Annotated in this window: 22 protein-coding genes, 1 tRNA gene and 2 pseudogenes; 11 read left to right on the top strand and 14 right to left on the bottom strand. The window is 65.9% G+C overall.

Going from position 1 to position 22,837, the window contains the following annotated elements:
* The first annotated feature begins 65 nt into the window (after nt 1–65).
* Nucleotides 66–539, top strand: coding sequence for a MarR family winged helix-turn-helix transcriptional regulator (locus V6D40_RS03965; protein ID WP_334289060.1), 474 nt, complete (start codon nt 66–68; stop codon nt 537–539).
* Nucleotides 540–563: 24 nt separating this feature from the next.
* Nucleotides 564–788 (top strand): PspC domain-containing protein, encoded by a 225-nt coding sequence (locus V6D40_RS03960; RefSeq protein WP_334289059.1) that lies wholly within the window; start codon nt 564–566, stop codon nt 786–788.
* Here V6D40_RS03960 and V6D40_RS03955 read toward each other — a convergent pair.
* Nucleotides 785–1,576, bottom strand: coding sequence for a YhfC family glutamic-type intramembrane protease (locus V6D40_RS03955; protein WP_334289105.1), 792 nt, complete (start codon nt 1,574–1,576; stop codon nt 785–787). The genes V6D40_RS03960 and V6D40_RS03955 overlap by 4 nt on opposite strands.
* Before the next feature lie 63 nt (nt 1,577–1,639).
* On the opposite strand from V6D40_RS03955, the gene V6D40_RS03950 reads away from it, so the two are divergent.
* Nucleotides 1,640–2,080 (top strand): hypothetical protein, encoded by a 441-nt coding sequence (locus tag V6D40_RS03950; protein ID WP_334289058.1) that lies wholly within the window; start codon nt 1,640–1,642, stop codon nt 2,078–2,080.
* Nucleotides 2,081–2,140: 60 nt separating this feature from the next.
* Here the strand turns inward: V6D40_RS03950 and V6D40_RS03945 are convergent.
* A pseudogene (locus V6D40_RS03945) lies at nt 2,141–2,506 on the bottom strand (YceI family protein); the annotation flags it as partial.
* 126 nt (nt 2,507–2,632) lie between these two features.
* Between V6D40_RS03945 and cmtR the strand changes: the two are divergent.
* From cmtR to V6D40_RS03930, 3 genes and pseudogenes are all read left to right on the top strand, one after another.
* Nucleotides 2,633–2,992, top strand: coding sequence for a Cd(II)/Pb(II)-sensing metalloregulatory transcriptional regulator CmtR (gene cmtR / locus V6D40_RS03940; RefSeq protein WP_334289057.1), 360 nt, complete (start codon nt 2,633–2,635; stop codon nt 2,990–2,992).
* A complete protein-coding gene (locus tag V6D40_RS03935) occupies nt 2,992–3,591 on the top strand; it encodes a cadmium resistance transporter (protein WP_334289056.1) in 600 nt (199 codons plus the stop codon). The genes cmtR and V6D40_RS03935 overlap by 1 nt, the downstream gene beginning before the upstream one ends.
* Nucleotides 3,592–4,114: 523 nt before the next feature.
* A pseudogene (locus V6D40_RS03930) lies at nt 4,115–5,344 on the top strand (IS481 family transposase).
* Between the two features lie 26 nt (nt 5,345–5,370).
* Here V6D40_RS03930 and V6D40_RS03925 read toward each other — a convergent pair.
* From V6D40_RS03925 to V6D40_RS03905, 5 genes are all read right to left on the bottom strand, one after another.
* Nucleotides 5,371–5,444, bottom strand: a tRNA-Arg gene (locus V6D40_RS03925).
* Between the two features lie 238 nt (nt 5,445–5,682).
* Nucleotides 5,683–6,288: a LutC/YkgG family protein gene (locus V6D40_RS03920; RefSeq protein ID WP_334289104.1), complete on the bottom strand. Its 606-nt coding sequence runs from the start codon at nt 6,286–6,288 to the stop codon at nt 5,683–5,685.
* A gap of 83 nt (nt 6,289–6,371) precedes the next feature.
* Nucleotides 6,372–7,910: a lactate utilization protein B gene (locus V6D40_RS03915; RefSeq protein ID WP_334289103.1), complete on the bottom strand. Its 1,539-nt coding sequence runs from the start codon at nt 7,908–7,910 to the stop codon at nt 6,372–6,374.
* 23 nt (nt 7,911–7,933) lie between these two features.
* On the bottom strand, nt 7,934–8,719 hold the full coding sequence (locus tag V6D40_RS03910) for a (Fe-S)-binding protein (RefSeq protein ID WP_334289055.1): 786 nt from the start codon (nt 8,717–8,719) through the stop codon (nt 7,934–7,936).
* 100 nt (nt 8,720–8,819) lie between these two features.
* Nucleotides 8,820–10,496 carry an L-lactate permease gene (locus V6D40_RS03905; protein ID WP_334289054.1) on the bottom strand — a complete coding sequence of 559 codons (1,677 nt, stop codon included), beginning with the start codon at nt 10,494–10,496 and terminating at the stop codon, nt 8,820–8,822.
* Between the two features lie 126 nt (nt 10,497–10,622).
* On the opposite strand from V6D40_RS03905, the gene argS reads away from it, so the two are divergent.
* From argS to thrB, 4 genes are all read left to right on the top strand, one after another.
* Nucleotides 10,623–12,293: an arginine--tRNA ligase gene (argS, locus tag V6D40_RS03900; RefSeq protein ID WP_334289053.1), complete on the top strand. Its 1,671-nt coding sequence runs from the start codon at nt 10,623–10,625 to the stop codon at nt 12,291–12,293.
* Nucleotides 12,294–13,658 carry a diaminopimelate decarboxylase gene (gene lysA / locus V6D40_RS03895; protein ID WP_334289052.1) on the top strand — a complete coding sequence of 455 codons (1,365 nt, stop codon included), beginning with the start codon at nt 12,294–12,296 and terminating at the stop codon, nt 13,656–13,658.
* An 80-nt stretch (nt 13,659–13,738) separates the two neighbouring features.
* Nucleotides 13,739–15,082 (top strand): homoserine dehydrogenase, encoded by a 1,344-nt coding sequence (locus tag V6D40_RS03890; protein WP_334289051.1) that lies wholly within the window; start codon nt 13,739–13,741, stop codon nt 15,080–15,082.
* 20 nt (nt 15,083–15,102) lie between these two features.
* A complete protein-coding gene (gene thrB / locus V6D40_RS03885; protein ID WP_334289050.1) occupies nt 15,103–16,032 on the top strand; it encodes a homoserine kinase in 930 nt (309 codons plus the stop codon).
* 14 nt (nt 16,033–16,046) lie between these two features.
* Here thrB and V6D40_RS03880 read toward each other — a convergent pair whose 3' ends face one another.
* The 3 genes from V6D40_RS03880 to V6D40_RS03870 are packed head-to-tail and all read right to left on the bottom strand — an operon-like array spanning nt 16,047 to nt 19,148.
* Nucleotides 16,047–17,048, bottom strand: a complete 1,002-nt coding sequence (locus V6D40_RS03880) for a ThiF family adenylyltransferase (protein WP_334289049.1) — start codon at nt 17,046–17,048, stop codon at nt 16,047–16,049.
* On the bottom strand, nt 17,041–17,973 hold the full coding sequence (locus tag V6D40_RS03875; protein WP_334289048.1) for a molybdenum cofactor biosynthesis protein MoaE: 933 nt from the start codon (nt 17,971–17,973) through the stop codon (nt 17,041–17,043). The genes V6D40_RS03880 and V6D40_RS03875 overlap by 8 nt, the downstream gene beginning before the upstream one ends.
* An 11-nt stretch (nt 17,974–17,984) precedes the next feature.
* Nucleotides 17,985–19,148 carry a molybdopterin molybdotransferase MoeA gene (locus V6D40_RS03870; protein ID WP_334289047.1) on the bottom strand — a complete coding sequence of 388 codons (1,164 nt, stop codon included), beginning with the start codon at nt 19,146–19,148 and terminating at the stop codon, nt 17,985–17,987.
* Nucleotides 19,149–19,166: 18 nt separating this feature from the next.
* Between V6D40_RS03870 and V6D40_RS03865 the strand changes: the two genes are divergently transcribed.
* Nucleotides 19,167–19,400: a MoaD/ThiS family protein gene (locus V6D40_RS03865; RefSeq protein ID WP_334289046.1), complete on the top strand. Its 234-nt coding sequence runs from the start codon at nt 19,167–19,169 to the stop codon at nt 19,398–19,400.
* A 12-nt stretch (nt 19,401–19,412) separates the two neighbouring features.
* Here V6D40_RS03865 and V6D40_RS03860 read toward each other — a convergent pair whose 3' ends face one another.
* From V6D40_RS03860 to moaC, 4 genes are read right to left on the bottom strand one after another with little or no spacing between them, the layout of a single operon-like run.
* Nucleotides 19,413–20,999: an ATP-binding cassette domain-containing protein gene (locus V6D40_RS03860; protein WP_334289045.1), complete on the bottom strand. Its 1,587-nt coding sequence runs from the start codon at nt 20,997–20,999 to the stop codon at nt 19,413–19,415.
* Nucleotides 21,000–21,006: 7 nt separating this feature from the next.
* Nucleotides 21,007–21,750, bottom strand: coding sequence for a molybdate ABC transporter substrate-binding protein (gene modA / locus V6D40_RS03855; protein WP_334289044.1), 744 nt, complete (start codon nt 21,748–21,750; stop codon nt 21,007–21,009).
* A 25-nt stretch (nt 21,751–21,775) separates the two neighbouring features.
* On the bottom strand, nt 21,776–22,345 hold the full coding sequence (gene mobA, locus V6D40_RS03850) for a molybdenum cofactor guanylyltransferase (protein WP_334289043.1): 570 nt from the start codon (nt 22,343–22,345) through the stop codon (nt 21,776–21,778).
* A 4-nt stretch (nt 22,346–22,349) separates the two neighbouring features.
* Nucleotides 22,350–22,829: a cyclic pyranopterin monophosphate synthase MoaC gene (gene moaC, locus V6D40_RS03845; protein ID WP_334289042.1), complete on the bottom strand. Its 480-nt coding sequence runs from the start codon at nt 22,827–22,829 to the stop codon at nt 22,350–22,352.
* Between the last annotated feature and the right edge of the window lie 8 nt (nt 22,830–22,837).

The following is a 22,837-nucleotide window of genomic DNA, read 5'->3' as shown; positions in this document are numbered from 1 at the left end:
AAACCGAAAATTGATCTTTCCAATGAATTGGCAGTAACTTGGCAGAAATAAACAGGAGGGGAGCAGTGGCAAACGAACCACAATGGCTCAGTGAGGAGGAACAACGCCTCTGGCGTGGACTCATCGAGGCGGCCCTGAAAGTCAGCAGGGAAATCGACGAGGAGCTGCGCACCGACTTCGATCTCACCTCGGCCGAGTACGCGGTGCTGGTCCAGCTGTCGGAGGCTGAGGGCCAGTGCATGCGCTTGCGGGACTTATGCGCGCAATTGAATTGGGATCGCTCGCGCGGTTCGCACCAGGTGACTCGCATGGAAAGGCGCGGTCTTGTGGTGAAGGGGAGCTGTGCCAACGACGCCCGCGGTGTCACAGTGGCGCTCACAGCGGAGGGGCTGGAACGCCTCGAGGACGCTGTGCCGAACCACGTCGAGACAGTGCGCCGACTGATTTTTGCACCGACTACCAGCACCGATCGCGCCCATGTGCAGAAATTCGTCGACGCAGTACTCGCGGTGGACAATAGGATGGAAAACGACAGCTAGAGTCTCATCGAAAGGGTGTATCTGATGTCTTCTCCGTACCCCATGTACAACAACCCGCAGCCGCCGCGCCGGCTGACCCGCTCCATGACCGACAAGGTCATCGCCGGCGTGTGTGGCGGCTTCGCCGAGTACTTGAACGTCGACCCGACGCTTGTGCGCATCGTCTTCGTCCTGCTCGCGCTCGCCGGGTTCCTGCCGGGTTTCCTCGCCTACGTCGTGTCTTGGATCGTCATCCCGGCTGAGTTTTAACGGGCTCTAGCCCCCGCGCCTTCCACTGCGCGGCGCGACAGCGGGCCGAAGGCTACAGTCCACAGTGCAACGGCTGCGACGACCGTCATGATCGCGTACACCGCCAACGCACCCGCTGGTGCGCCGACGACCACCACCACCGCGTTGAACGCGATGTGCGCGACGACGGCGAGCAGCCACAGCTGCCACCTGCGCTCGCGCACCGCGCGAAGCACGATCAGCGTGAACGCGACGTGCACAACCACCGCAAGCACACGCTCGTACCAACTCAGTCCGATGTCTGTAAACGTCAGCTGCTTAAGCGTATCGATCTGTTGACCGATCGCTCCAGCGGCGGCCGGGTCGCCGGACTTGGCCACGCTTTCTACAATCGCATCCGAGTTCATCATCAGGACCGCGTTCGTCAGCGCCGTGCCCGCGATGATCAAGATGGCCTCGATGCCGCCGTGGCCCAACCCGAACCCAACGCCTTCGCGCCACGCGCGGGTGCTCTTCGTCCAGAACCGCAACACGACCCAGCGGGTTGTCTCCTCAAACAAGCCCGAGCTGATCAACATCGTGGCCACCGTCGCCGTCGCCGCCGCACCGGGGGAGAGGATCTGGGCCCACAGCACGTTCAGCGGTGTAATCACGGCGAGTCGAGCAATCTGCGACAGCGGGAACGACAGCGCGCCCCACCCGATGGCAGACCACGGAAATCCCATCCGTCGCTGCGTTAGCACCCACGCGATGAGCACAAAAACAACAACACCGATTCCCTGCAGAGCGATGAGTCCGATTGGCGGCATGTGCATGCCACAAAAGTATCAACAGCTTTGCACGGTTCCCGCGGCGCGCCTACGCTGTCCGGCATGTCCGAGTCCGTGTACACGCGCCGACTGAACGGCCCGATCCTGTGGCTGGCGGTAGCTGCGGCACTAGCGGTTACCGCTGCGCTGGCTCCGATGTTGGTCGACTCGAATCCCGCAGCGGTCATCTTCGCCCTCGCCCTCGTCGGCCTTACGGTTGCTTGCGTTGCAATGCGCACCACAATCACGGTGTCCGACGAGGCGGTCACTATGTCGGTGCTGGGCTTCTCCCACTCGGTAAACCTCAGCACTATCACCAGCGTTCAGGTCGGCCCGGACACCGGTCTCATCGAGGGGGCAGGCCCGCGCGCCGTCGGAAACGCCACGGCCTATATCGTCGGTGGGCCGACGGTGCAGATCGATACCCGCACCACGACGTACCTTGCCTCCGCCGAGCGCCCAGAGGAGGTTGTGGCGGACATCGACGCGCGCAGACAAAATTAACGGCAGGTTCGCGAATAGCGGATCCGCCGTTATAAGGGGCTTTGCTTAGCGACGCCCCCTTTACTGCTTAATACCCGAGCCCTCGATCTCGATACCCACCTTCTCACCGACGAGCATGCCGCCGGAGTTCAGCGGTGCCTGGAAGTCGATGCCGAAGTCGGTGCGGTTGATCGTGGTCTTCGCCTCGAAGCCGATGCGGGTGTTGCCGAATGGGTCCTCCTCAACGCCGAAGGTTTCAACCTCGAAGGTCACCGGGCGGGTGGTGCCCTTGATGGTGAGGTCGCCGGTCACCGAGCCGTTGCCGGAAGCGTCAACGTCGAAGCTGGTGGAGGTAAACGTCATCTCCGGGAACTGCTCGACGGCGAAGAAGTCGTCGCTGCGCACGTGACCGTCGCGCTCTTCGTTACCGGTGTCCAGGCTGGCGGTGCTGTTTTCGCAACTTTGCCGGAATCTCTGCCATCTCTGCTACTTCCACTGTCTCTTGAGCAGCACACACAGCTGTACCGCTACCCGGAACTTGACTAGTTCAGTGCTCGCTGTATAGTTCAGTGCATGCTGACTATTGCTTCGCGTCTCGACGTGATGAACCGCCTGGGTCGTGCACTGGCCGACCCCACTCGATCCCGGATCATCTTGACCCTGCTCGACCATCCCGCTTACCCGGCGGAACTGTCCCGAGATCTGGACCTGACACGCTCGAACGTGTCCAATCACCTGGCATGCTTGCGCGATTGTGGGATTGTCGTCTCCGAGCCCGAGGGGCGTCGGACGCGATATGAGATCGCCGATCCGCACCTGGCGCAGGCGCTGACTACATTGGTCGATGCCACCTTGGCAGTAGACGAAGATGCCCCGTGCATCGATCCCGCCTGCTCGGTTCCCGGATGCGACGTAGCTGGGGAGGGCGCGTAATGCTCACCACGGTCTTGCAGGCGATAGGCCTGTTCGCAGTTACCAACATCGACGACATCATCGTGCTCTCCCTTTTCTTCGCGCGAGGGGCAGGCCAGAGCGGCACCACCGCCCGTATTCTGGCCGGCCAGTACCTCGGATTTGCCGGCATCCTCGTCGCCGCGATCCTTGTGACCATCGGTGCCGGAGCATTCCTGCCCCCGGCAGCCATCCCATACTTTGGTCTCATCCCTCTGGGCCTCGGCCTCTGGGCCGCATGGGAGGCCTGGCGCGGAGACGATGACGACGATGACGACGAGGCCAAGGTTGCCGGCAAGAAGGTCGGCGTTTGGACAGTCGCAGGCGTCACTTTTGCCAATGGCGGCGACAACATCGGCGTCTACACCCCTGTATTCCTCAGCGTGGAACCTCTCACAGTAGTCGCCTACTGTGTTATCTTCCTCGCGCTCGTTGCGGTCCTGGTGGCCCTGGCAAAGTTCGTCGCCACCCGCCCCCCGATCGCGGAAGTGCTCGAACGCTTTGAGGACATCCTCTTTCCCATCGTTCTCATCGGCCTCGGCATCGTGATCCTCGTCAGTGGCGGAGCCTTCGGGCTCTGACGGAGCAGCAGTGTTCCAAACGGCCCCGACCGGGCGCACCCCTCTCGGTTCAGACCCCAACAACTACCCGCAGCCAGTCCTGCGTGATCACAGCAACAAGACCGCTATGAAGCGCTGCAAAAACCGCGCCACCAGATGAGTACGGAAACTCTTCCGTGGCTCGGTCCGCGCTCATAAACAATCCGCGCTATAACCCGTGCAGGAACGGCGTTCAGACAAAGAAAAATGACCCCTCCGAACGAACGGAGCGGGTCACTTTTGTGTTCGCGGCCGTTTTCTTTCGGCTGGCGCGGGGTTTCGTGAAAAGATTGGAACAGTTTCGTGAAACCCCCTGCGTGACTTCATATTGTGTCCCCGACAGTGTCTGGTTCGGTGACATCGTTCCGCATGTCTCGTGACACTGTTCCGGCCTTTCCTGTGTACATGTCTCGATACACCGTACCGGTGGGCAGTCTCCTCGACAGAAGTGCCCCGGGGTCCCGCAATCAGCTGTCTCGAGACATCGTTCCTCCATGCTTAACCAATGGAGAACAAAAAGAAGCCAAGCCCGCGAATCATCATCGAAACCATGCTCATCACCGGCATGAACCAGGCCGAAACAGCAGCACACTTCAACGTCTCCACTCGCTGGGTACGCACACTGCAAAAGCGATACAACGAAGGTGGTTTCCCCGCCCTTGAACCCAAATCCAAACGCCCACACACCAACCCCCGCGCCACCGACGACACCGTTGTTAAACGAATCATCGAACTGCGAGAAACACTCACCAGCCGCGGCACAGACGCCGGCGCTCACACCATCCGCTGGCACCTCCAACAAGAAGGCGTGGACCCGCCGCCAGCTGCATCAACAATCCATCGCATACTTTCCAACAACGGCTACGTCACACCCCAGCCTTAAAAACGCCCACGCAGCTCATGGATTAGGTTCGAAGCCGACCAACCCAACGAAACCTGGCAAATGGACTACAGCGACTGGTCTATCGCAGGCCACCGGCGTGTCGCAATCCTGACAATCCTCGACGACCACTCCCGCTACGTCCTCTACTGCAAAGCATTTAGCAACGCCACGGTAGGAAACGTCATCGACAGTTTCATCCACGCCGCTGAAACCAACGGCTACCCGCAATCCACCCTCACAGACAACGGACGAGCCTTCACTACCAGCGGCGATAGAACCAACCCATCACGAAACGGCTTCGAACAACTCCTCCTCGACCTGGGCATACAGCAGAAAAACGGCAAACCCTACCACCCCCAAACCCAGGGAAAAGTAGAACGCTTCCACCAAACACTCAAACTCGCACTCGCCGCTTTACCCCCTGCCACAAGCATCGAAAGACTCAACAACGACATTGACGAAATCATCGACTACTACAACCGAACACGCCCCCACAGAGCACTCGGCCAAGCCACACCGCTCGAGGCATACACCGCACTGCCAAAAGCCGCACCACCCCTCATCAAGACCACCGAAGACTTTCGCCTACGCACCGACAAAGTCGGCAACAACGGTAAAGCAACACTGCGCTGGCGCGGCCAACTCCGACGCCTCTACATCGGGAGACGCTGGGGCGGAGAACCCATCACAATGGTCATCGTCGATAACCACGTCGACATCAAAATCACCACCACCGGGGAACAAATCGCGTCCTACACACTCACCGAAGACCGCATCTACTACAACCGATCCCACAACGAACTCGCCCAACCCCCGGGCAACCCCAAAACGAAAAATCTCGAGACACCGTAGGAACGATGTCTCGAGACTTCACACTGTGTCCCCGACAGGATTCGAACCTGCGACCTTCGGTACCGGAAACCGATGCTCTAATCCACTGAGCTACGAAGACATCACCGGAGTAAATCTCCGACTGACCAAGACTAGCACCGACGTGCGCCGGCACCGAAATTGCGTAGATTCCAGCACGCTGGCACCCAATACGTGAGAAACACACAGGGCAGGCCCATTGTGCTCGACGGTTGATCCGCCATACTTACTTCTGCGCGCGAAAGCGTGGCACGGGAAACAATGACAGCAAAACGGCCAGTCACGATCCGCAAAGGGACGTGGCTGGCCGTTTTGTCTGTCTAGCTCAGCACCATCACGACCAGGTCGCGCGGGCCGTGGACGCCCTCGACACGCACGAGCTCGATGTCGGAAGTTGCGGAACCGCCGGAGATCAGCGTGTTCGGCTTGTACGGGTCCATGCGGTCGAACATCTCCGGCACGCCGTAGACCACGGTCTCCGGGCGGACGATGCACACGTGGTGGTCCGGGACGAGGGACAGGGCGCGGCGGCCGCAGACATCATCGGCCTGCAGCACGATGGTGCCGCTGACCGCGCAGGAAACGTGCGAGTCGGTCACGGCAACCACGTCGCCGAGGTCGCGCGGATCCTTGGACGGGTCGTCGGCGCGGACGCTGCCCTTGACGTGCTCGAAGAGCTTCTCGTCCAGGCCGGGGGCGTAGACAACCTCGTCCCAGCCGCGGTCCTCGATCGCCTTGGCGATGTCCTTAGCCAGGTTCTCCTCGGTGGTCTCCACCACGGAGGCCTTGTAGTCCACCAGACGGTCGATCAGGATCTCGCGCAGCTCCTCCGGGCTCTTGTCAGAGCTGGTGTTGTACTCGCGTGGGACATCGACGTGCTTCGGAGTGTTGGCCAGCTGCTGCGCGTCCTTGATGCGGCGCAGCATTTCTTTCTTAGCATCGGCGTTGCGGCGCTCGTCGTCACCGAAGGTACCGTGGGACGCGTTGGAAGAAATTTTCGTCGTCATGATTACTTGAACTCCTCCGGCGTATCCATGAACTCTTCGATATCGGCGTGGCCCTCGCGGCTGGGGATGCCTTCCTTGCGTGCGTTGGCGAGCAGCTCCTGGGCCTCCTCGGTGTCCCACCACTGGCGGAAGGACTTCTTCGGCGGCACAGCCACGTCGCGGTACTCCGTCCAGCCGGAGATCGGCGGCGGCATGGTCTCGATTTCGCCGTTAAAGCCGCCGAGGACGCGGCCGAGCGCGACCATGCGCACGGCGCGGTTCCACACCTTCGGGTGGCCCCACAGGAAGCCGATGCCGGCGAACCCAGCCTGCTCCCAGCGGGTCGGCTCGTTCTTCGCCTTCTGGTAGCGCAGCTCCAAAAGGATGTCGGTGATCGGGATCTTCACCGGGCAGACCTCGTTGCAGCGACCGCACAGGGAGGACGCGAACGGCAGGGAGCTGTTCGGGTCGTCTGCGGAGTCGATGCCGGTCAGCTGCGGGGTGAGGATGGCGCCGATCGGGCCCGGGTAAGCGGAGCCGTAGGAGTGGCCGCCGGCGCGCTCGTACACCGGGCAGACGTTCAGGCAGGCGGAGCAGCGGATGCACTTCATCGCCTCGCGGCCGATCTCGTTGGACATGGCGGCGGTGCGGCCGTTGTCCAGCAGCACGATGTGGAAGTTCTGCGGGCCGTCGCCCTCAGTAACGCCCGTCCACAGGGAGGTGTACGGGTTCATGCGCTCCGCGGTGGAGGAGCGCGGGAGCAGCTGCATGAACACGCCCAGGTCATCGAACTTCGGGAGCAGCTTCTCAATACCCATGACGGAGATCAACGTCTCCGGCATGGTCAGGCACATGCGGCCGTTGCCCTCGGACTCCACGATGGAGACGGTGCCGGTCTCGGCGATGCCGAAGTTCACACCAGAGATGGCAACTTTCGCCTTCATGAACTGCTCGCGCAGGAAAGCGCGAGAAGCGTCAGCCAGTTCCTCGGGGTCGGCCGTCAGCGAGTCGTCCGTGTTCGGCATCTTGTCCACGAAGATGTCGCGGATCTCGGCGCGGTTGCGGTGGATCGCCGGCACCAGGATGTGGGACGGGAAGTCTTCGCCCAGCTGCACGATGAGCTCAGCCAGGTCGGTCTCCTGGGCGTGGATGCCGCGCTTTTCCAGCTCCTCGTTCAGCGCGATCTCCTGGGTGGCCATCGACTTGATCTTGACCACTTCTTTCTCGCCGGTCTCCTCAACCAGGCGAGCGATGATGTCGTTGGCCTCGCGGGAGTCGCGCGCCCAGTGGACGTGGCCGCCGCGGGCGGTCACGTTGCGCTCGAACTCCTCGAGCAGCTCCGGCAGGCGCGCAATGACGTCCTGCTTAACGGCGGAGCCGGTGTTGCGCAGATCCTGCCAGTCATCCAGCTCCTCAACCGCCTTCTGGCGCTTCACGCGGATGGTGGTGGTGGCGTAGTTCAGGTTGCGGCGCTTGGTTACGTTGTCCAGCTCGGTGTGCGCGGCCTTCTGAAACTTCTCGGTGCCGCGCAGGTGGTTCGGGCCGACGGCGTGCGGCGGCATTTGCGGTTTGCCAAGTGCAACTTTCACAGCATTTTCTCCTTCGAGTACGCGGCGGACTCAGGCGTCCACGGGTGCTCCTTGGTGGAGGCGAGGATCTCGGCCATGTGGACGGCGCGGATGCCGGAGTGTTGGCGGCTCATCGCGCCAGCGATGTTCATCAGGCAGGAGGAGTCGCCGGCGGTGACGTACTCCGCGTTGGTCTCCTTGATGTGGCGGGTCTTGTCGGAGACCATCGCGGAGGAAACCTCCGGCATCTTCACGGAGAAGGTGCCGCCGAAGCCGCAGCACTCCTCGGAGTTCGGCAGGTCTACCAGCTCGAGGCCCTCGACGTGGCGCAGGAGCTCCTTCGGGCGCTCGCCGACCTTGATGAAGCGAAGCGAGTGGCATGAGGAGTGGTAGGTCACGCGGTGCGGGAAGAACGCGCCCACGTCGTAGGTGCCGGCCACGTCAACGATGAACTCGGACAGGTCGAGGGTTTTCTTGGAGGTTTGCTTCGCCCCGTCAACAAGCGCCTTGCTCCCGAATCGCTCAGCGAGCTGCACGTGCTGCTCGCGCACGGCGCCGGTGCAGGAGCCGGAGGGGACGACAACGTAATCGATGGACGGGTCGGAGAAGGTGTCGACGTAGGTCTCAACGATCGGCATTGCCTGCTCCTGGTAGCCGGTGTTGACGTGCATCTGGCCGCAGCAGGTCTGAGATTCCGGGAACACCACTTCGTAGCCGAGACGGGACAGCACCAGCGCGGTGGCCTTGTGCGCGTCGGGGAACAGGGCGTCGCCGATACAAGTAGAAAACAGTGCTACTCGCATGTTGGCTCCTTAAACAGATTGAAAACAAGGGTGAACGCAAAAAGCCCCACTCGCCCAGAGGGTGAGCGGGGCACCTTGGAACAGGTGTGATCTTACTCGCTTATTCAACAATCGGCGCAAGACCGCTCAAAATACCGGTCTGCAGGTAGACGATCACGCACACCGCGACGAGGAAGCCGAAGGACCAGCCGACGACCTTCTTGAAGATCTCGGACTCCTTGCCCTCCATGTTTACCGCGGTAGCGGCAATGGCAAGCGACTGCGGGGAGATCATCTTGCCCACCACGCCACCGGTGGTGTTGGCGGCCAGCATCAGGTCCGGGTTCAGACCCAGCTGGTTCGCGGCGGTGACCTGGAGGTTGGCGAACAGGGCGTTGGCGGAGGTGTCGGAGCCGGTCACGGCCACGCCGACCCAGCCCAGCACCGGGGCGAAGAACGCGAACGCGCCTCCGAGGTTGGCGAAGAACTCGCCGATGGTCACGGTCTGGCCCGAGTAGTTCATCACGTACGCGAGCGAGAGCACCAACACGATGGTCAGCGCGGACCAGCGCATGCGGTAGGCGGTGTCGGTGAACTCCTTGCCCACCTGGCCCCAGGTGAGGCGGTAGCGGCCGTTCTCGTTGAAGATCATGTAGATGACCGCCACGATCAGACCGGAGATCACCAGCAGGGTGCCCGGGTTGTTCAGGTACGCGAACGAGTAGTCGGTCGTGACCTCGTCGCCAGCTGCGTTCAGCAGCGTGCCGGTCTCAATACCGGGCCACGGGAAGCTGATCTTGAAGCTGCTGAGCCACTTCGGCAGGGTGCTGCCGAGGTTGGCTAGGCCGAAGACGATGACGACTACGGCGTAGGGCAAAAGCGCCATGAAGACGCGGTTGCCCGGCAGGTGGACTTCCTCCTCCGGCTGGGCCGGCAGGTTGAGGCGCTGGCGCAGTTCGGTGACGCCGCGCGGGGACCAGAAACGCAGCAGGATGAACGCGGCGCCAAGCGCCACGATGCAGGCCACGACGTCGGTGAGCTGGTAGGCGAAGTGGTTGGAGGTCCACCACTGTGCGATACCGAAGGTCAGGCCGATGGTGAACGCCGCAGGTGCGGTCTCTTTCACACCGCGCCAGCCGTCAATAAGCCACGCGATGATGAACGGCACGAAGAACGCGAGCAGCGGGGTCTGGTGGCCGACGATGGCGGCGATGTTCTCGGTCTGCTCGACGGTGCGGCCGCCGACCTCACCAGCGGTGGTAATCGGGATGGCCACGGCGCCGAAGGCCACAGGCGCGGTGTTGGCGATCAGCACGATGGTGGCCGCCTTGAGCGGCGGGATGCCCAGCGCCAGGATCATGGTGGCGGTAATGGCCACCGGCGCACCGAAGCCGGCGAGTGCCTCAAGCAGGCCGCCGAAGCAGAACGCGATGAGCATTGCCTGGATGCGCACGTCGCCGTTGCCCATCTTGTCAAAGACCAGGCGCAGGTCCTCGAAGCGGCCGGAGGCCACGGTGATTTGGTAGAACCAGATCGCCGTGAGGATCACCCAGACGATGGGGAAGAGGCCGAATAGGCCGCCGCGCAGCGCGGACGACAGGGCCATGGTGGTGGGCATGTTGAAGCCCAGGATCGCGACCAGGATGGCCACGACCAGCGCGACGGCGCCGGAGGTGTGCGCGCGGGCCTTGAAGCCCAGCAGCATGATGAAGAAGGTCAGCAGTGGCAGGGTTGAGACCAGAGCCGACAGGCCGACGCTGCCGCCGATCGCGTCGGTTACAACCTGGAATTGGTTCATAGAGGCTCCTCAAAAAGTTGCGGGAGATCACAAAAAAATGACACGGCGAATTATGTCACTTGAAAGCGAAAATTTGGAAGGACTGGCGCACGGGGGTAGCGATGGGGTGACGTAGACTTGGCCCCCATGACGCCAGCAGACCTCGCCGCCACCATCCGGCAGCTCACATTCGACGTGCTCAGCGCGCGCGACCTTGACACCTCCGTGCTCCCGGAGGAGGTCACCGTCGAGCGCCCCCGCAACCCCGAGCACGGGGATTACGCCACGAACATCGCGCTGCAGGTGGCGAAGAAGGCGGGCATGAACCCGCGCGAGTTGGGGCAGCTGCTTGTCGACGCACTGTTGAACAACCCAGCCATCGCCTCCGCAGACATCGCGGGCCCGGGGTTCATCAACCTCCGTCTCGCAGCTGACGCGCAGGGCCAGCTGGTTGCGCAGATCCTCGAGGCGGGCGAGGCCTATGGCCGCTCCGAGCTTTTGAACGGGGAGAAGATCAACCTCGAGTTCGTCTCCGCCAACCCGACGGGTCCGATTCATTTGGGTGGCACCCGCTGGGCCGCGGTGGGCGACTCGCTCGGCCGCGTGCTCGAGGCTTCCGGGGCGGACGTGACCCGCGAGTACTACTTCAACGACCACGGCGGGCAGATCGACCGCTTCGCCCGCTCGCTGGTAGCGGCGGCGAAGGGGGAGCCGACTCCCGAAGACGGGTACGGAGGGGCGTATATCGCTGAGATCGCGGGCGCGGTCGTCGAGAAGTATCCTGAAGCTCTTTCCGGGACAGAAGAAGAGGTGCAGGAGCGCTTCCGCGCCGAGGGCGTGGAGATGATGTTTGCGCAGATCAAGGAGTCGCTGCACGAGTTCGGCGTCGATTTCGACGTATATTTCCACGAGAACTCCCTGTTCGAGTCCGGTGCGGTGGACCGCGCGATCCAGACGCTGAAAGACAACGGTAACCTGTACGAGGCCGAGGGTGCGTGGTGGCTGCGCTCCACCGACTTCGGCGACGACAAGGACCGCGTGGTGATCAAGTCCGACGGCAACGCGGCTTACATCGCCGGCGATATCGCCTACGTGGCCGACAAGTTTGACCGCGGCCACACGCTGGCGATCTACATGCTGGGCGCGGACCACCACGGCTACATTGCCCGCCTGCGCGCCGCCGCCCAGGCGCTGGGCTACGACCCGGCCGCCGTCGAGGTGCTCATCGGCCAGCTGGTGAACCTGGTGCGCGACGGGCAGGCGGTGAAGATGTCCAAGCGCGCCGGCACCGTGATCACGCTCGACGACCTTGTGGACGCGATCGGTGTTGACGGCGCCCGCTACGCGCTGGTGCGCTCCTCGGTCGACTCTTCCCTGGACATCGACTTGGACCTGTGGACCACGCAGTCCTCTGACAACCCCGTTTATTACGTGCAGTACGGCCACGCGCGCCTGTGCTCGATCGACCGCCGCGCAGCCGACGCGGGCGTCAGCGTCGCGCGTTCCGCGGGCGGGTTGGATGTCGACTTCGGCCTGCTCGAGCACGAGAAGGAGGGCGACCTGATTCGCACGCTCGGGGAGTTCCCGGCCGTGGTGAAGGCCGCCGCCGAGCTGCGCGAGCCGCACCGCGTGGCCCGCTACGCGGAAGATTTGGCTAGCGCATTCCACAAGTTCTACGACGCGTGCCAGATTCTGCCGAAGGCTGGCGAAGCGCCGCAGCCGATTCACTCGGCGCGCCTCGCGCTCGCACAGGCTACCCGCCAGGTGCTCGCCAACGCCCTGCACCTTCTGGGTGTCAGCGCACCGGAGCGGATGTAGATGACTGTTTTCATCTCCACCCCGTTCGGCGACGACACCGCTGGGTTCAACGACCTGCCCGCGCACGTGTGGCCGCGCGGCGCCAAGCGCGAGGAAGACGGCGTGGTCACCATCGCTGGGGTCCCGCTGACAGAGATCGCCGAGGAGTACGGCACGCCCGTCATGGTGATCGACGAGGACGACTTCCGCTCCCGCTGCCGCGACATGGCGCGGGCGTTTCGCGCGCCTGCCAACGTGCACTACGCGTCCAAGGCGATGCTGACGCGCCGCATTGCGCGCTGGGTGGACGAAGAAGGCCTCGCCCTCGACGTAGCCAGCGAGAACGAGCTGCGCATCGCGCTCGCCGCCGACTTTCCGCCGGAGCGCATCACCGTCCACGGCAACAACAAGTCCGACGCCTTTCTGCGCCTGTGCGTCGACGCACACGTCGGCCACGTGGTGATTGACTCCCACCAAGAGCTGCGCCAGCTGGAGGCCGTAGCGCGCGAAGCCGGGGTCAAGCAGGACGTGTTCGTCCGCGTCAAGCCCGGCGTGGACGCCCACACCCACGAGTTCATCGCCACCAGCCACGAGGACCAGAAGTTCGGTATCTCTATGGCCTCTGGCGCGGCCTACGACGCGGCCGTCACCGCCATCAACTCCGAGTGGCTGGAGCTGACCGGCCTGCACTGCCACGTCGGCTCACAGGTGTTCGACGCGGAAGGCTTCAAGCTCGCCGCCGAGCGCGTGCTGGCGCTCTACGCCCGCATCTTCCGCGAGTGCGGAGTCGCGCTCGGCTACCTCGACTTAGGCGGCGGCTACGGCATCGCCTACATGCCGGGGGAGGAGCCCCTGGACGTGGAGGCAGTGGCCCGCGACCTGCTGGCCGCGGTGCAGGAAGCTGCCGACGAGCTGGGTATCGCCGCTCCCACCGTGGTGGTGGAGCCGGGCCGCGCGATCGCGGGACCTGCTGCAGTCACCGTCTACACTGCAGGCGTGATCAAGGATGTGGACACGTCCTACACCACCACGAGGCGTTACATCGCCATCGACGGTGGCATGAGCGACAACATCCGCCCGTCGCTTTACGGGGCGCTGTACGACACGCGAGTGGTCAACCGCTTCACCGAAGGGGAGCCCACCGCCACCCGCCTCGTCGGCTCCCACTGCGAGTCCGGTGACATCCTTGTCCAGGACGCGAAGTGGCCCGACGATATTGCCCCGGGCGACCTCATCGCGCTCGCGGCTACCGGCGCCTACTGCTACTCGATGGCGTCCAACTACAACTCCTTCGGCCGCCCCGCAGTCGTGTCCGTCCGCGGCGGACGCGTCACCCCGATGGTGCGCCGGGAGACGGTGGACGACATTATGGCCCGCGAATACTAACCAGCCACGAAATAGACTAAGCGGTACACTATGGCGTTGTCGCACGCCGCGACGCGTCACAAAAATCAGGAGGAGACCCCATGACAGCTGCTGAGAGCAACGGCAACTACCCCGGCAAGGGCGTCGGCGAACCAGTCGGCGTCGCCATTTTGGGCAAGGGCACCGTGGGTACCGAGGTACTGCGCCTCATCGGCGAGTTTTCCTCCAACCTGGAAAACCGCATCGGCGGGCCGATCGAGGTCCGCGGCGTGGCTGTCTCCAACGTGGAGAAGCACAAGGACGCCCCCGAGGTTCAGGGGCTCGTGCTTACCGACGACGCGCTATCCCTCATCGACCGCGACGACGTCGACGTTGTCGTCGAGCTGATCGGCGGCATCGACTACCCGCGCGAGCTGGTGCTCAAGGCGCTTCGCGCCGGCAAGTCCGTCGTCACCGCGAACAAAGCGCTGGTCGCCGCCCACGGCTCCGAGCTCGCCGACGCCGCGAACGAGGCAGGCGTGGACCTCTACTACGAGGCCGCCGTCGCCGCCGCGATCCCAGTCGTGGGCATGCTGCGCCGCTCGCTTGCCGGTGACCAGGTGCAGCGCATCGCCGGCATTGTCAACGGCACCACCAACTTCATCCTGGACGCGATGGCGTCCACCGGCGCCTCCTACGAGGACGCGCTCGCCGAGGCGACGCGCTTGGGCTACGCCGAGGCTGATCCGACCGCCGACGTGGAGGGCCACGACGCCGCCTCCAAGGCCGCGATCCTCGCGTCCATGGGCTTCCACACCCGCGTGACCTTCGACGACGTCTACTGCGAGGGCATCAGCTCCATTACCGCCGAAGACATCGCCGCCGCAAAGAAGGCGAACCAGACGATCAAGCTCCTCGCCATCTGCGAGCGGGTGGTGAACGAAGACGGCACCACCCGCGCCGTCAACGCCCGCGTGCACCCGACCCTGGTGCCGAACGAGCACCCGCTTGCCACGGTGGACAAGAGCTACAACGCTATTTTCGTCGAGGCGGAAGCGGCTGGCCGCCTGATGTTCTACGGCAACGGCGCCGGCGGCGCGCCGACCGCCTCCGCCGTGCTGGGCGACTTGGTCGGTGCCGCCCGCAACAAGATCCACGGCGGTCGCGCGCCTGCGGAGAACCCCTACGCGAACTACCCGGTCGTCGGTTTCGACGACGTGGAGACCCGCTACCACATCAACATGACGGTCAACGACCGCGTGGGTGTGCTCGCGGACTTGGCGCGCCACTTCGCCGACGCAGAGGTCTCGCTCGCCGCTGTGCGCCAGGAGGAATCTGCCGACGGGGCGCACCTGATCGTGGTCACGCACAGGGCCAGCGAGCGCAACCTGCGCGGGATTGTGGAGAAGCTGAAGACCCACGACGACGTTTGCGCGGTGAACTCCGTGCTGCGCCTGCACGACTAGAGCCGCAACGAGGAGACACCATGGCAATCGATCTTGAAGTTGGGCTAAAAGCCACCGTCACGGTGCCTGCGTCCACCGCGAACTTGGGCCCCGGCTTCGACACGCTCGGCCTCGCGGTCGGCGTCTACGACACCGTTGAGGTGGAAGTCACCCAATCCGGCTTGCAAGTGGAAATCTTCGGCGAGGGCGCCGACGAGCTGCCACGCGACAACTCCCACCTCGTGGTCAAGGCGATCCGCTCCGGCTTGAAGGCCTCGGACGTTGCTGCCCCGGGTCTTCGCGTGGTGTGCCACAACTCGATCCCGCAGTCGCGCGGGCTGGGATCTTCGGCAGCTGCGGCGGTCGCCGGCGTGGTCGCCGCGAACACGCTTGCCGGCTCCCCGCTGGACCAGAAGACAGTGGTGCAACTGTCGTCGGAGTTTGAGGGCCACCCCGACAACGCCGGCGCGTCCGTGCTGGGCGGGGCAGTGGTGAGCTGGACCGACATCCCGGTCGACGGCCAGTCCAAGCCGCAGTACCGCGCCGTGCGCATCCCGGTGGACTCCTCAATCCGCGCGGTTGCGCTCGTGCCGGACTTTCACGCCTCGACCACGGCAGTGCGCGCCGTGCTGCCGAGCCACGTCACCCACAGCGATGCGCGCTTCAACGTCTCGCGCACTGCGGTGATGACCGCGGCCCTGCAGTCCCACCCGGAGCTTCTGTGGGAAGGTACCCGCGACCGTCTCCACCAGCCGTACCGCGCCGACGTGTTGCCGGTGACGGCGGAGTGGGTCAACCGCCTGCGCAACCGCGGCCACGCCGCGTTCCTCTCCGGCGCGGGGCCGACCGCTATGGTGCTCACCACCGGCGAGATCGCGCCCGCGCTGCTCGATGAGGCCCGCGAGTCCGGCCTGCGCGTGCTGAACCTGGAGATTGCAGGCCCCGCCACCGCTGAGCTGACCCGGGTTTAGTGTTCTGCGCGGCGCTACCCGTGTAGACCGCCGCGGAGGCTGGCCAGCCCGGTCAGCCCCCGCGCCTCCAGCGCGGCGACGGCCTGCGCCGAGCGCACGCCCGCCGCGCACACGATCACGCCGCCGTTTTCGAGCTCGTCGGGGGTGGCGCCGGCGAGGATCTCGCCAAGCGGGACATTGATGGAGCCGGGCAGGTGGCCGGCGGCGAACTCGTGCGGTTCGCGCACATCGATCACCGTGGTCGCCGGGGTGATGTCATTCAGCGCCACCTCGGCTGGACCCGTCGGCGGAGCACTGGTCAGCACCTTTTCCGTTACTGCTGGGTCGGCCGCGAGCGGGATGTGCTCCCACGACGCGGCGAGCGAGTCGTAGTAGGCCACGCGGCCGATCAGCGGCGTGCCGAGGCCTGTGACGAGCTTAATTGCCTCCATCGCCATTGCGGAACCGGCGACGCCGACCAAGGGGCCGAGCACTCCGGCTTGGGAGCACGATGGCACCGACCCGGGCGGCGGCGGGGCAGGGAAGAGGTCTTCGTAGACGGGGCCGCGGGAAGCGTGGAACACGCTGATCTGCGCTTCGTAGCCCAGGATCGAACCCCACACGTGGGGGATGCCGAGGCGCGCAGCGGCGTGGGAGGCAATGTGGCGGGTGGCGAAGTTGTCGGACCCGTCCAGGATCACGTCGCAGCCAGACAGGATGTCAAGCGCGTTGTCCCACGTCAGCCGGGTCTTCACGGTCTCGACCTGGGCGTCCGGGTTCAGATCGTGGAGGCGACGCGCCGCCGACTCCACCTTCGGAGTGCCCACGGCGGGGGTGGAATGGAGGATTTGCCGGTGGAGGTTGGTGGTGGAGGTGACGTCGTCGTCGATAAGCACCATGCTCATACCTGCCGCCGCGAGGTAGAGCGCCGCGGGTGAGCCGAGCCCTCCTGCGCCGATGATGCCGGCGCGGGCGCCTCGGATGGCGGCTTGGGCGTCGTCGCCGATGAGTGCGACCTGGCGCGCGTACCTATCCATTGATGCCGACCCAGTGGGACGTGCCGTCGACAAGCGTCTGCTCCTTCCAGATCGGCACCTCGGCCTTGACCCGGTCCGCGACGCTCTGGCAGGCGGCGAACGCGTCGCCGCGGTGCGCGGAGGCGGCGAGGACGAGGAACGCGAGCTCGCCGATCGGGACTTCGCCGGTGCGGTGGGCGGCGAAGATGCGCACGGGGTGCTCTGCTGCCACCTCCTCGCACACGCGGCGCAGCTCGTCAGCGGCGCTCGGGTGCGACTCGTACGACAGGGCTGCGACGCGCTCGCCGCCGTCGTGGTCGCGCACGATGCCGTCGAAGCGCACCAGCGCGCCCATCGCCTTGGTCAGCGTCGTCTCGGTGGCGCGCGCGGCGAGGTCCTCCAGCGGGCTGTCCTGGAGCACCGTGTCAACGACCACGCCCGTCTGCTCAGCCACGTAGTCCGGGTCCGCGGGCGGGTGGGACGCGTGGTCGCCGCCGGTGAGCTCGAGGATGTGGGGCAGCACCGGCTCGAGCACCGCGCAGCCGTCCTTCACCCCGCCGGGGGAGCCGGGAAGCGCCATCACGAACGTGCGCCCGGCCAGACCCGCCACCGCGCCGGAGAGGATCGCGGTCGGGGTGCTGGCCAGGCCGCGGCGGAAGAACTCCTGCGTGATGCCGGGCAGCTCCTTATCCAAAAGCGGCGCGATAGTCTTCACCGTGAGGTCGTCGGGGGTCAGCCCCGTGCCGCCGGAGGTGATGAGCACCGCCGGCTGGGTCGCCAGCGCCTCGCGCACAGCGCGGCCGATCTCGGCGTCCGGCACCACCGTCGCCTCTGGGGTGTCGAGGCCCATGCGGCGCAAAAACTCGACGGCAACCGGGCCTGATTTGTCCTCGTAGGTGCCCGCGGCGGCGCGGGTGGAAGCGACAATGACTCGTGCAGTATTCATTACGTATCACCTTACAACGGGTAGATGAGGGCGAGGTCGCCTTCGGCAAGCTCGGTGCCGGCAGGGACGCGGATCAAGCACGTCGCCTCGGCGGCTTGGTTGAGCAGGTGCGAGCCCGCGCCGCCCATAGGGGTCGCGCGGCCGTGGGTGATCCGGCCGCGCAGGAACTGCTCGCGGCCTTCCAAGCCCGTGATGGCTTCCGAGACGGGTGCCCACACTGGCTCGTCTGCCTGCCCGAGCACCGGGGCGACAAAAAGCCGGAAGCTGACCAGCGTGGACACCGGGTTGCCGGGCAGGCTCACCACGGGCACGCCGCGAAAGACGCTTCGTCCCTGCGGGCCGCCGGGCTGCTGCGCGACGTGGCCGTACCACCCGTCAGCAAAGACCTGCCGGACCACCTCGAACTTGCCGTGGCTAATGCCGCCGGAGGTCACGATGGCATCGGGAGCATGCTTGTCGACGCCCCGTTCAACCTCCCCAGCCAGCGCCTCCGGATCGTCATCGGTGCGAATGGTTGCGGCGACCTCGATGCCGTGGCGCGCGGCCAGCGCCTCCAGCATCGGCGTGTTCGTATCCGGGATCTGCGCCGCGCCCGCGCCGCCGACCTCCTTGCCGCCGGTGACGATGATGATGCGGCGGCGGGCGCGCACCTCCACCTCCTCGACGCACTGCGACGCCAGCACCCCAGCCACAACCGGGGTCACCAGCGTGCCGGCCGGCGCGATCACGTCGCCCGCGGCGACGTCGGAGCCCGCGCGGCGCATGAACTGGCCCGGCGCGCAGTCGGGGACCGTCACGGTATCGCCAGTGCCGACGAACTCGGCCGGCTCGCACGCCTCGACCGGCACTACGGCTGCGGTGCCGCGGGGCAGTTTCGCCCCCGTCATTACCGGCGCCGCCTTAGCCCCCAGCCCGTCCGGATAGATCGCGTCAGGGTCCGCGCCGGCTGCAACGGTGGGGCCGACCTCCCATACCGCGGCCCCGGCGCGGGGGAGGGCGTAGCCGTCCATTTGGGAGTTGTCGAACGGCGGCATGTCGCCATTTGCCACGAGGTCGCGGGCGAGTACCCGGCCGAGCGCGTCGGCGGCAAGGACCCGCTGCGTGCGCGGGTTCGGCGCGTGGGCTGTGACTAGCTCTTGCACCGCGTTGAGGTGCGCTTCTGGGCTCACAGGCATGGGGGCTACTGTAGTCGTATGCGTATTCACTACTTCGCGGCCGCTCGCGCCGCCGCTGGTGTCGCGGAAGAAGAGGCGGACACGCAGGCAACGCTCGAGCAGGTGCTTGCTGACGCTGCCGAGCGCCACCCCGAGCTAGGTCCGATCCTTGCGCGCTGCAGCTTTCTTGTCGACGGCCACCGCGCCGCCCCCGACACCCCACTTGAAGGGGCCGAGCGCGTCGACGTGCTCCCGCCGTTCGCCGGCGGATAGGCGCGAACACCGTTAGCGCGCCGGGTGGATGCGGACGTTCTCCGGATCGGCCAGGTCGTAGACTGCGACCGCGGCTTGCCCCGGCGCCAACGCTGCCGCCGCGTGCCCGCGCAGTTGTCCAGCCTCGCTTTCGATGATGGCCTCGCCGCCAGCCGCGGTAGCAGCCTGCGCGGTGCCCTCGACGCGGGCGAGGCCCTGCAGCTGGGCGGAGAACGCCGTCGCCGGCAGGTCGCGCTCCGCGTCCGCGGGGGCAAGGCTGACCACCTCGCCGCGCTCCATGACCGCGACGTGGTCGGCGAGCTGGAAAAGTTCCGCGCCGCTGTGGGTCACGAACACGGTGGTCCGGTCGCCGGAGGCGGCTCGTAAGAGCTCGCGCCAGCTTCCCGCTGCGGCGGCGTCGATGGCGGCAAGCGGCTCGTCTAAAAGCAGTGAGCTCGGCTTCGCAGCGAGCGCGCGCACGAGCGCCACCTGCGCGGCTTGGCCGCCGGAGAGGGACGGCACGGGGACGTGGGCGAGCTCGCGCAAGCCAGCCGCGGCAAGCAGCTCGCGCGCTGCCGCGGAGTCTTGGGTGACCATCGCGATGGCCTTCAGCGGCGTCGACGTGGGCGGCAGGCCGGGGTTTTGCGTGAGCAAGACAACGCCCGGCCCCGCAAGCGAGCGCAGGAGCGTGGTTTTGCCGGCGCCGTTCGGCCCGATGAGCGCGGTGGTGGCGCCGGTGGGAAAACCCGCAACTGCGCCGGTGGCGCGCGGTCGCGTCAGTTCCCGAAGCCTCGCGACATCGATTACCCCGGTCGCTCGCACGCGGGGCGTCGGTGCCGGCCGGCGGAACAGCCTCGGTAGGGCAGCGAGGGCGAGCGCGGCAACGGCGAGCGTGATCAGGATAGCCGCGAGCCCGTAAGCGACGTCCTGGTCGATTTCGCGGGCGAGGTAGATCCCGAGCGGCATCGTGCGGGTAACCCCGGGCATGGAGCCGGCGAAAGTGAGGGTGGTGCCGAACTCACCGAGCGAGCGGGCGAAGGCCAGACCTGCCGCCGTGGCCAAAGATGGCGCGATCGCCGGCAGCACGATGCGGCTGATGATGGTTCGCTCGCCGATGCCGACCGCGGCCGCTGAGTTGGTGATTTCCGGGTCGAGCTGTCGAAGCGCCGAATCTAAGGTGATCACCACGAACGGCAGCGCGACGTAGACGTGGGCGGCGACCACGCCCGGAAACGCGAACGCGAAGTGCGCGCCGACGGCGTCGAGCAGCGGTGCCGCGATGCCGCGCCGCCCGATAAACGCCGACAGCGCCAGACCCGCCACCACCGGCGGCATGGCCAGCGGCAACAACACTAGTGCGCGGGCGAGGTGCGCGCCGCGCCGCATGCGCTGCAGCAACAGTGCCAGCGGCGTGCCCAAAAGAACACTGATCGCGGTGGCAAGGACAGCAGAAGTAAGTGTCACCCCCAAAAGCTCGCGGGTCTCCGTTGCGGCGGCAATCTGTCCGAGCTCTCCCCACGGCACGCGGGTGCCGAGGGCGGCGACCGGCAGCACAATCACGGTCAAGGCGATGAAGCCCAGCAGTATCACCGCTGGGCTCTGCCCGCGCCGCGTGCCCATTGGCAAACTACTTCGCCGCGTCCGCGGCGGGGGTGAAGCCGTGGTCCTGCCACACGGCTGCCATCGGCGCGCTGGTAAGTAGCGCCACGAGGGCAGCCGCCTCGTCCGGGCGGGTGCTCGCGGAAACGACCGCCGCATAGAGGGAATTGGGGTGGTCCTCGGCGAAAGGGATCTCGACGGTCTCCACGGCCTCGCCAGCGGCGATGGCGTCGGTGCGGTAGACAACCGCCGCGTCGGCCTCGCCGGAGGTGACCTTGCCCAGCGTGTCGGTCACGTTGTGCTCGCGTGACGCGGGTTTCACGGTGATCCCGTTTGCGTCGAGCAGCGTGCGGGCGACGGCGCCGCACGGCACGTTTTCGTCGCACAGCACGAGGTTGACGCCCTCGCGCGCCACGTCCGCGGCGCTTTCGATCCCCGCCGGGTTGCCGGCTGGGACAGCGATCACCATAGTGTTGTGGGCAACCTCGCGAGGGTCGTTCACAAGACCCGCGTTCTCCGCGTCGTCCATGTTCTTCTTGTCTGCGGTGATGAGGACGCCGCCCGGCGCGCCGTCGGCGAGCTGCTGCACCAGCGCGGCGGAGCCGGCGTTGATGAAGGTGAGCGGGGTGTCGGCAAGCGCCTCAAGCTCCCCGTTGATCACGCGCGTCGACGCGGCGCCGAGCACCACCAGCCCGTCGCCGCCGGCGGGAGCGCCGCAGGCGCCCGCAACGCTTGTGCAGATGAGCGCGGCGGCGATTCGGGCGGGTTTCATCACCGGTTCAACCTAGCACGCGCGCCTACCGCAGCTCGATCTCTCCCAGCTCAGCCAGTTGATCCGGGGTGTCGTAGTCGCGTTCGGAACCGTCGCCGCGCACCGTCACCACGCTTCCCGCAGCCCGCAGCAGCGCCTTCGCCGGCGCGTCGCGCGGGTTCACCGCTTCAAGGGCAGTGCTTAACGACGCCGCCCGCCACACCCCACACAGCGGCTGCAGGTGCCCCTCGTCGTCCATCACCACCGCAACATCCGGCAGCGCCCCCGAATCGTCGGGCGTTGTCACAGCCTCGATGAGCTGGGGCACAAGCCGCACCGAATCAGGGGCATCGACCGCCAGCACCGCAACTAGCGGGGTCGCAAGCGCCTTCGCCCCGGCGGCGATGCCGGCGACGGGGCCGCCAAACGGCGGGTCCTCGCTCACCGTTTCAAAACCGAGATCGAAGGGGGAGACCACGACGCGCGGCATCTCCGCCGGCAGGGAGGCGAGAAGCGCATCCACCAGCCGCACCCCGTTGACGTGCACCTGCGCCTTGTCCGCGCCCATCCGGCTGGAACGCCCCCCGGCCAGCACGATGACACCGCACTCCACCACGCGCTTACGCCCCCGGCAGCTCGCGCGACCAGTCGCCGGAGCGCCCACCCGATTTCGCCGTGATCCCCATCCGTCGGATGTAGGCGGAGCGGTCCACGCCCTTGACCATGTCGATGATCGAAAGGGCCGCGACGCTCGCGCTGGTCAGCGCTTCCATCTCCACACCGGTGCGGTCGGCGGTGCGCACGGTCGCTTCAATAAACACGTGGTCGTCTTCCAAGCTGATGTTCACTTCGCAGCCGTGCACGCCGATGGTGTGGGCAAGCGGGAGCAGCTCAGGCACGCGCTTGGCTGCCGCGATACCCGCGACGCGGGCCACAGCGAGCACGTCGCCTTTCGGCACGGTGCCGCTGCGAAGCGCCTCCATCACCTCTGGCGAGCACGCCACTTCGCCTTGCGCGGTGGCTTGGCGCACAGTGGGCTGCTTTGCGGTCACGTCCACCATGTAGGCGGCGCCGTCGGAGTTCAAGTGCGTAAATTCCATGGGTTTGA

It is taken from the genome of Corynebacterium sp. Marseille-Q4381 (assembly GCF_036881695.1).
Taxonomy (GTDB): Bacteria; Actinomycetota; Actinomycetes; order Mycobacteriales; family Mycobacteriaceae; genus Corynebacterium.
Note: the sequence above shows the minus strand (reverse complement) of the source record. Positions and strands in the feature narration are given on the sequence as shown.

What these genes read in the sequence shown, in the direction of transcription:
- V6D40_RS03960 (WP_334289059.1), top strand. Translation starts at nt 564, where the DNA reads ATGTCTTCTCCGTACCCCATGTACAACAACCCGCAGCCGCCGCGCCGG.
- V6D40_RS03955 (WP_334289105.1), bottom strand. Translation starts at nt 1,576, where the DNA reads ATGCCGCCAATCGGACTCATCGCTCTGCAGGGAATCGGTGTTGTTGTT.
- V6D40_RS03950 (WP_334289058.1), top strand. Translation starts at nt 1,640, where the DNA reads ATGTCCGAGTCCGTGTACACGCGCCGACTGAACGGCCCGATCCTGTGG.
- cmtR (WP_334289057.1), top strand. Translation starts at nt 2,633, where the DNA reads ATGCTGACTATTGCTTCGCGTCTCGACGTGATGAACCGCCTGGGTCGT.
- V6D40_RS03935 (WP_334289056.1), top strand. Translation starts at nt 2,992, where the DNA reads ATGCTCACCACGGTCTTGCAGGCGATAGGCCTGTTCGCAGTTACCAAC.
- V6D40_RS03920 (WP_334289104.1), bottom strand. Translation starts at nt 6,288, where the DNA reads ATGCTGCGCCGCATCAAGGACGCGCAGCAGCTGGCCAACACTCCGAAG.
- V6D40_RS03915 (WP_334289103.1), bottom strand. Translation starts at nt 7,910, where the DNA reads ATGCCGCCGCACGCCGTCGGCCCGAACCACCTGCGCGGCACCGAGAAG.
- V6D40_RS03910 (WP_334289055.1), bottom strand. Translation starts at nt 8,719, where the DNA reads ATGCGAGTAGCACTGTTTTCTACTTGTATCGGCGACGCCCTGTTCCCC.
- V6D40_RS03905 (WP_334289054.1), bottom strand. Translation starts at nt 10,496, where the DNA reads ATGAACCAATTCCAGGTTGTAACCGACGCGATCGGCGGCAGCGTCGGC.
- argS (WP_334289053.1), top strand. Translation starts at nt 10,623, where the DNA reads ATGACGCCAGCAGACCTCGCCGCCACCATCCGGCAGCTCACATTCGAC.
- lysA (WP_334289052.1), top strand. Translation starts at nt 12,294, where the DNA reads ATGACTGTTTTCATCTCCACCCCGTTCGGCGACGACACCGCTGGGTTC.
- V6D40_RS03890 (WP_334289051.1), top strand. Translation starts at nt 13,739, where the DNA reads ATGACAGCTGCTGAGAGCAACGGCAACTACCCCGGCAAGGGCGTCGGC.
- thrB (WP_334289050.1), top strand. Translation starts at nt 15,103, where the DNA reads ATGGCAATCGATCTTGAAGTTGGGCTAAAAGCCACCGTCACGGTGCCT.
- V6D40_RS03880 (WP_334289049.1), bottom strand. Translation starts at nt 17,048, where the DNA reads ATGGATAGGTACGCGCGCCAGGTCGCACTCATCGGCGACGACGCCCAA.
- V6D40_RS03875 (WP_334289048.1), bottom strand. Translation starts at nt 17,973, where the DNA reads ATGAATACTGCACGAGTCATTGTCGCTTCCACCCGCGCCGCCGCGGGC.
- V6D40_RS03870 (WP_334289047.1), bottom strand. Translation starts at nt 19,148, where the DNA reads ATGCCTGTGAGCCCAGAAGCGCACCTCAACGCGGTGCAAGAGCTAGTC.
- V6D40_RS03865 (WP_334289046.1), top strand. Translation starts at nt 19,167, where the DNA reads ATGCGTATTCACTACTTCGCGGCCGCTCGCGCCGCCGCTGGTGTCGCG.
- V6D40_RS03860 (WP_334289045.1), bottom strand. Translation starts at nt 20,999, where the DNA reads ATGGGCACGCGGCGCGGGCAGAGCCCAGCGGTGATACTGCTGGGCTTC.
- modA (WP_334289044.1), bottom strand. Translation starts at nt 21,750, where the DNA reads ATGAAACCCGCCCGAATCGCCGCCGCGCTCATCTGCACAAGCGTTGCG.
- moaC (WP_334289042.1), bottom strand. Translation starts at nt 22,829, where the DNA reads ATGGAATTTACGCACTTGAACTCCGACGGCGCCGCCTACATGGTGGAC.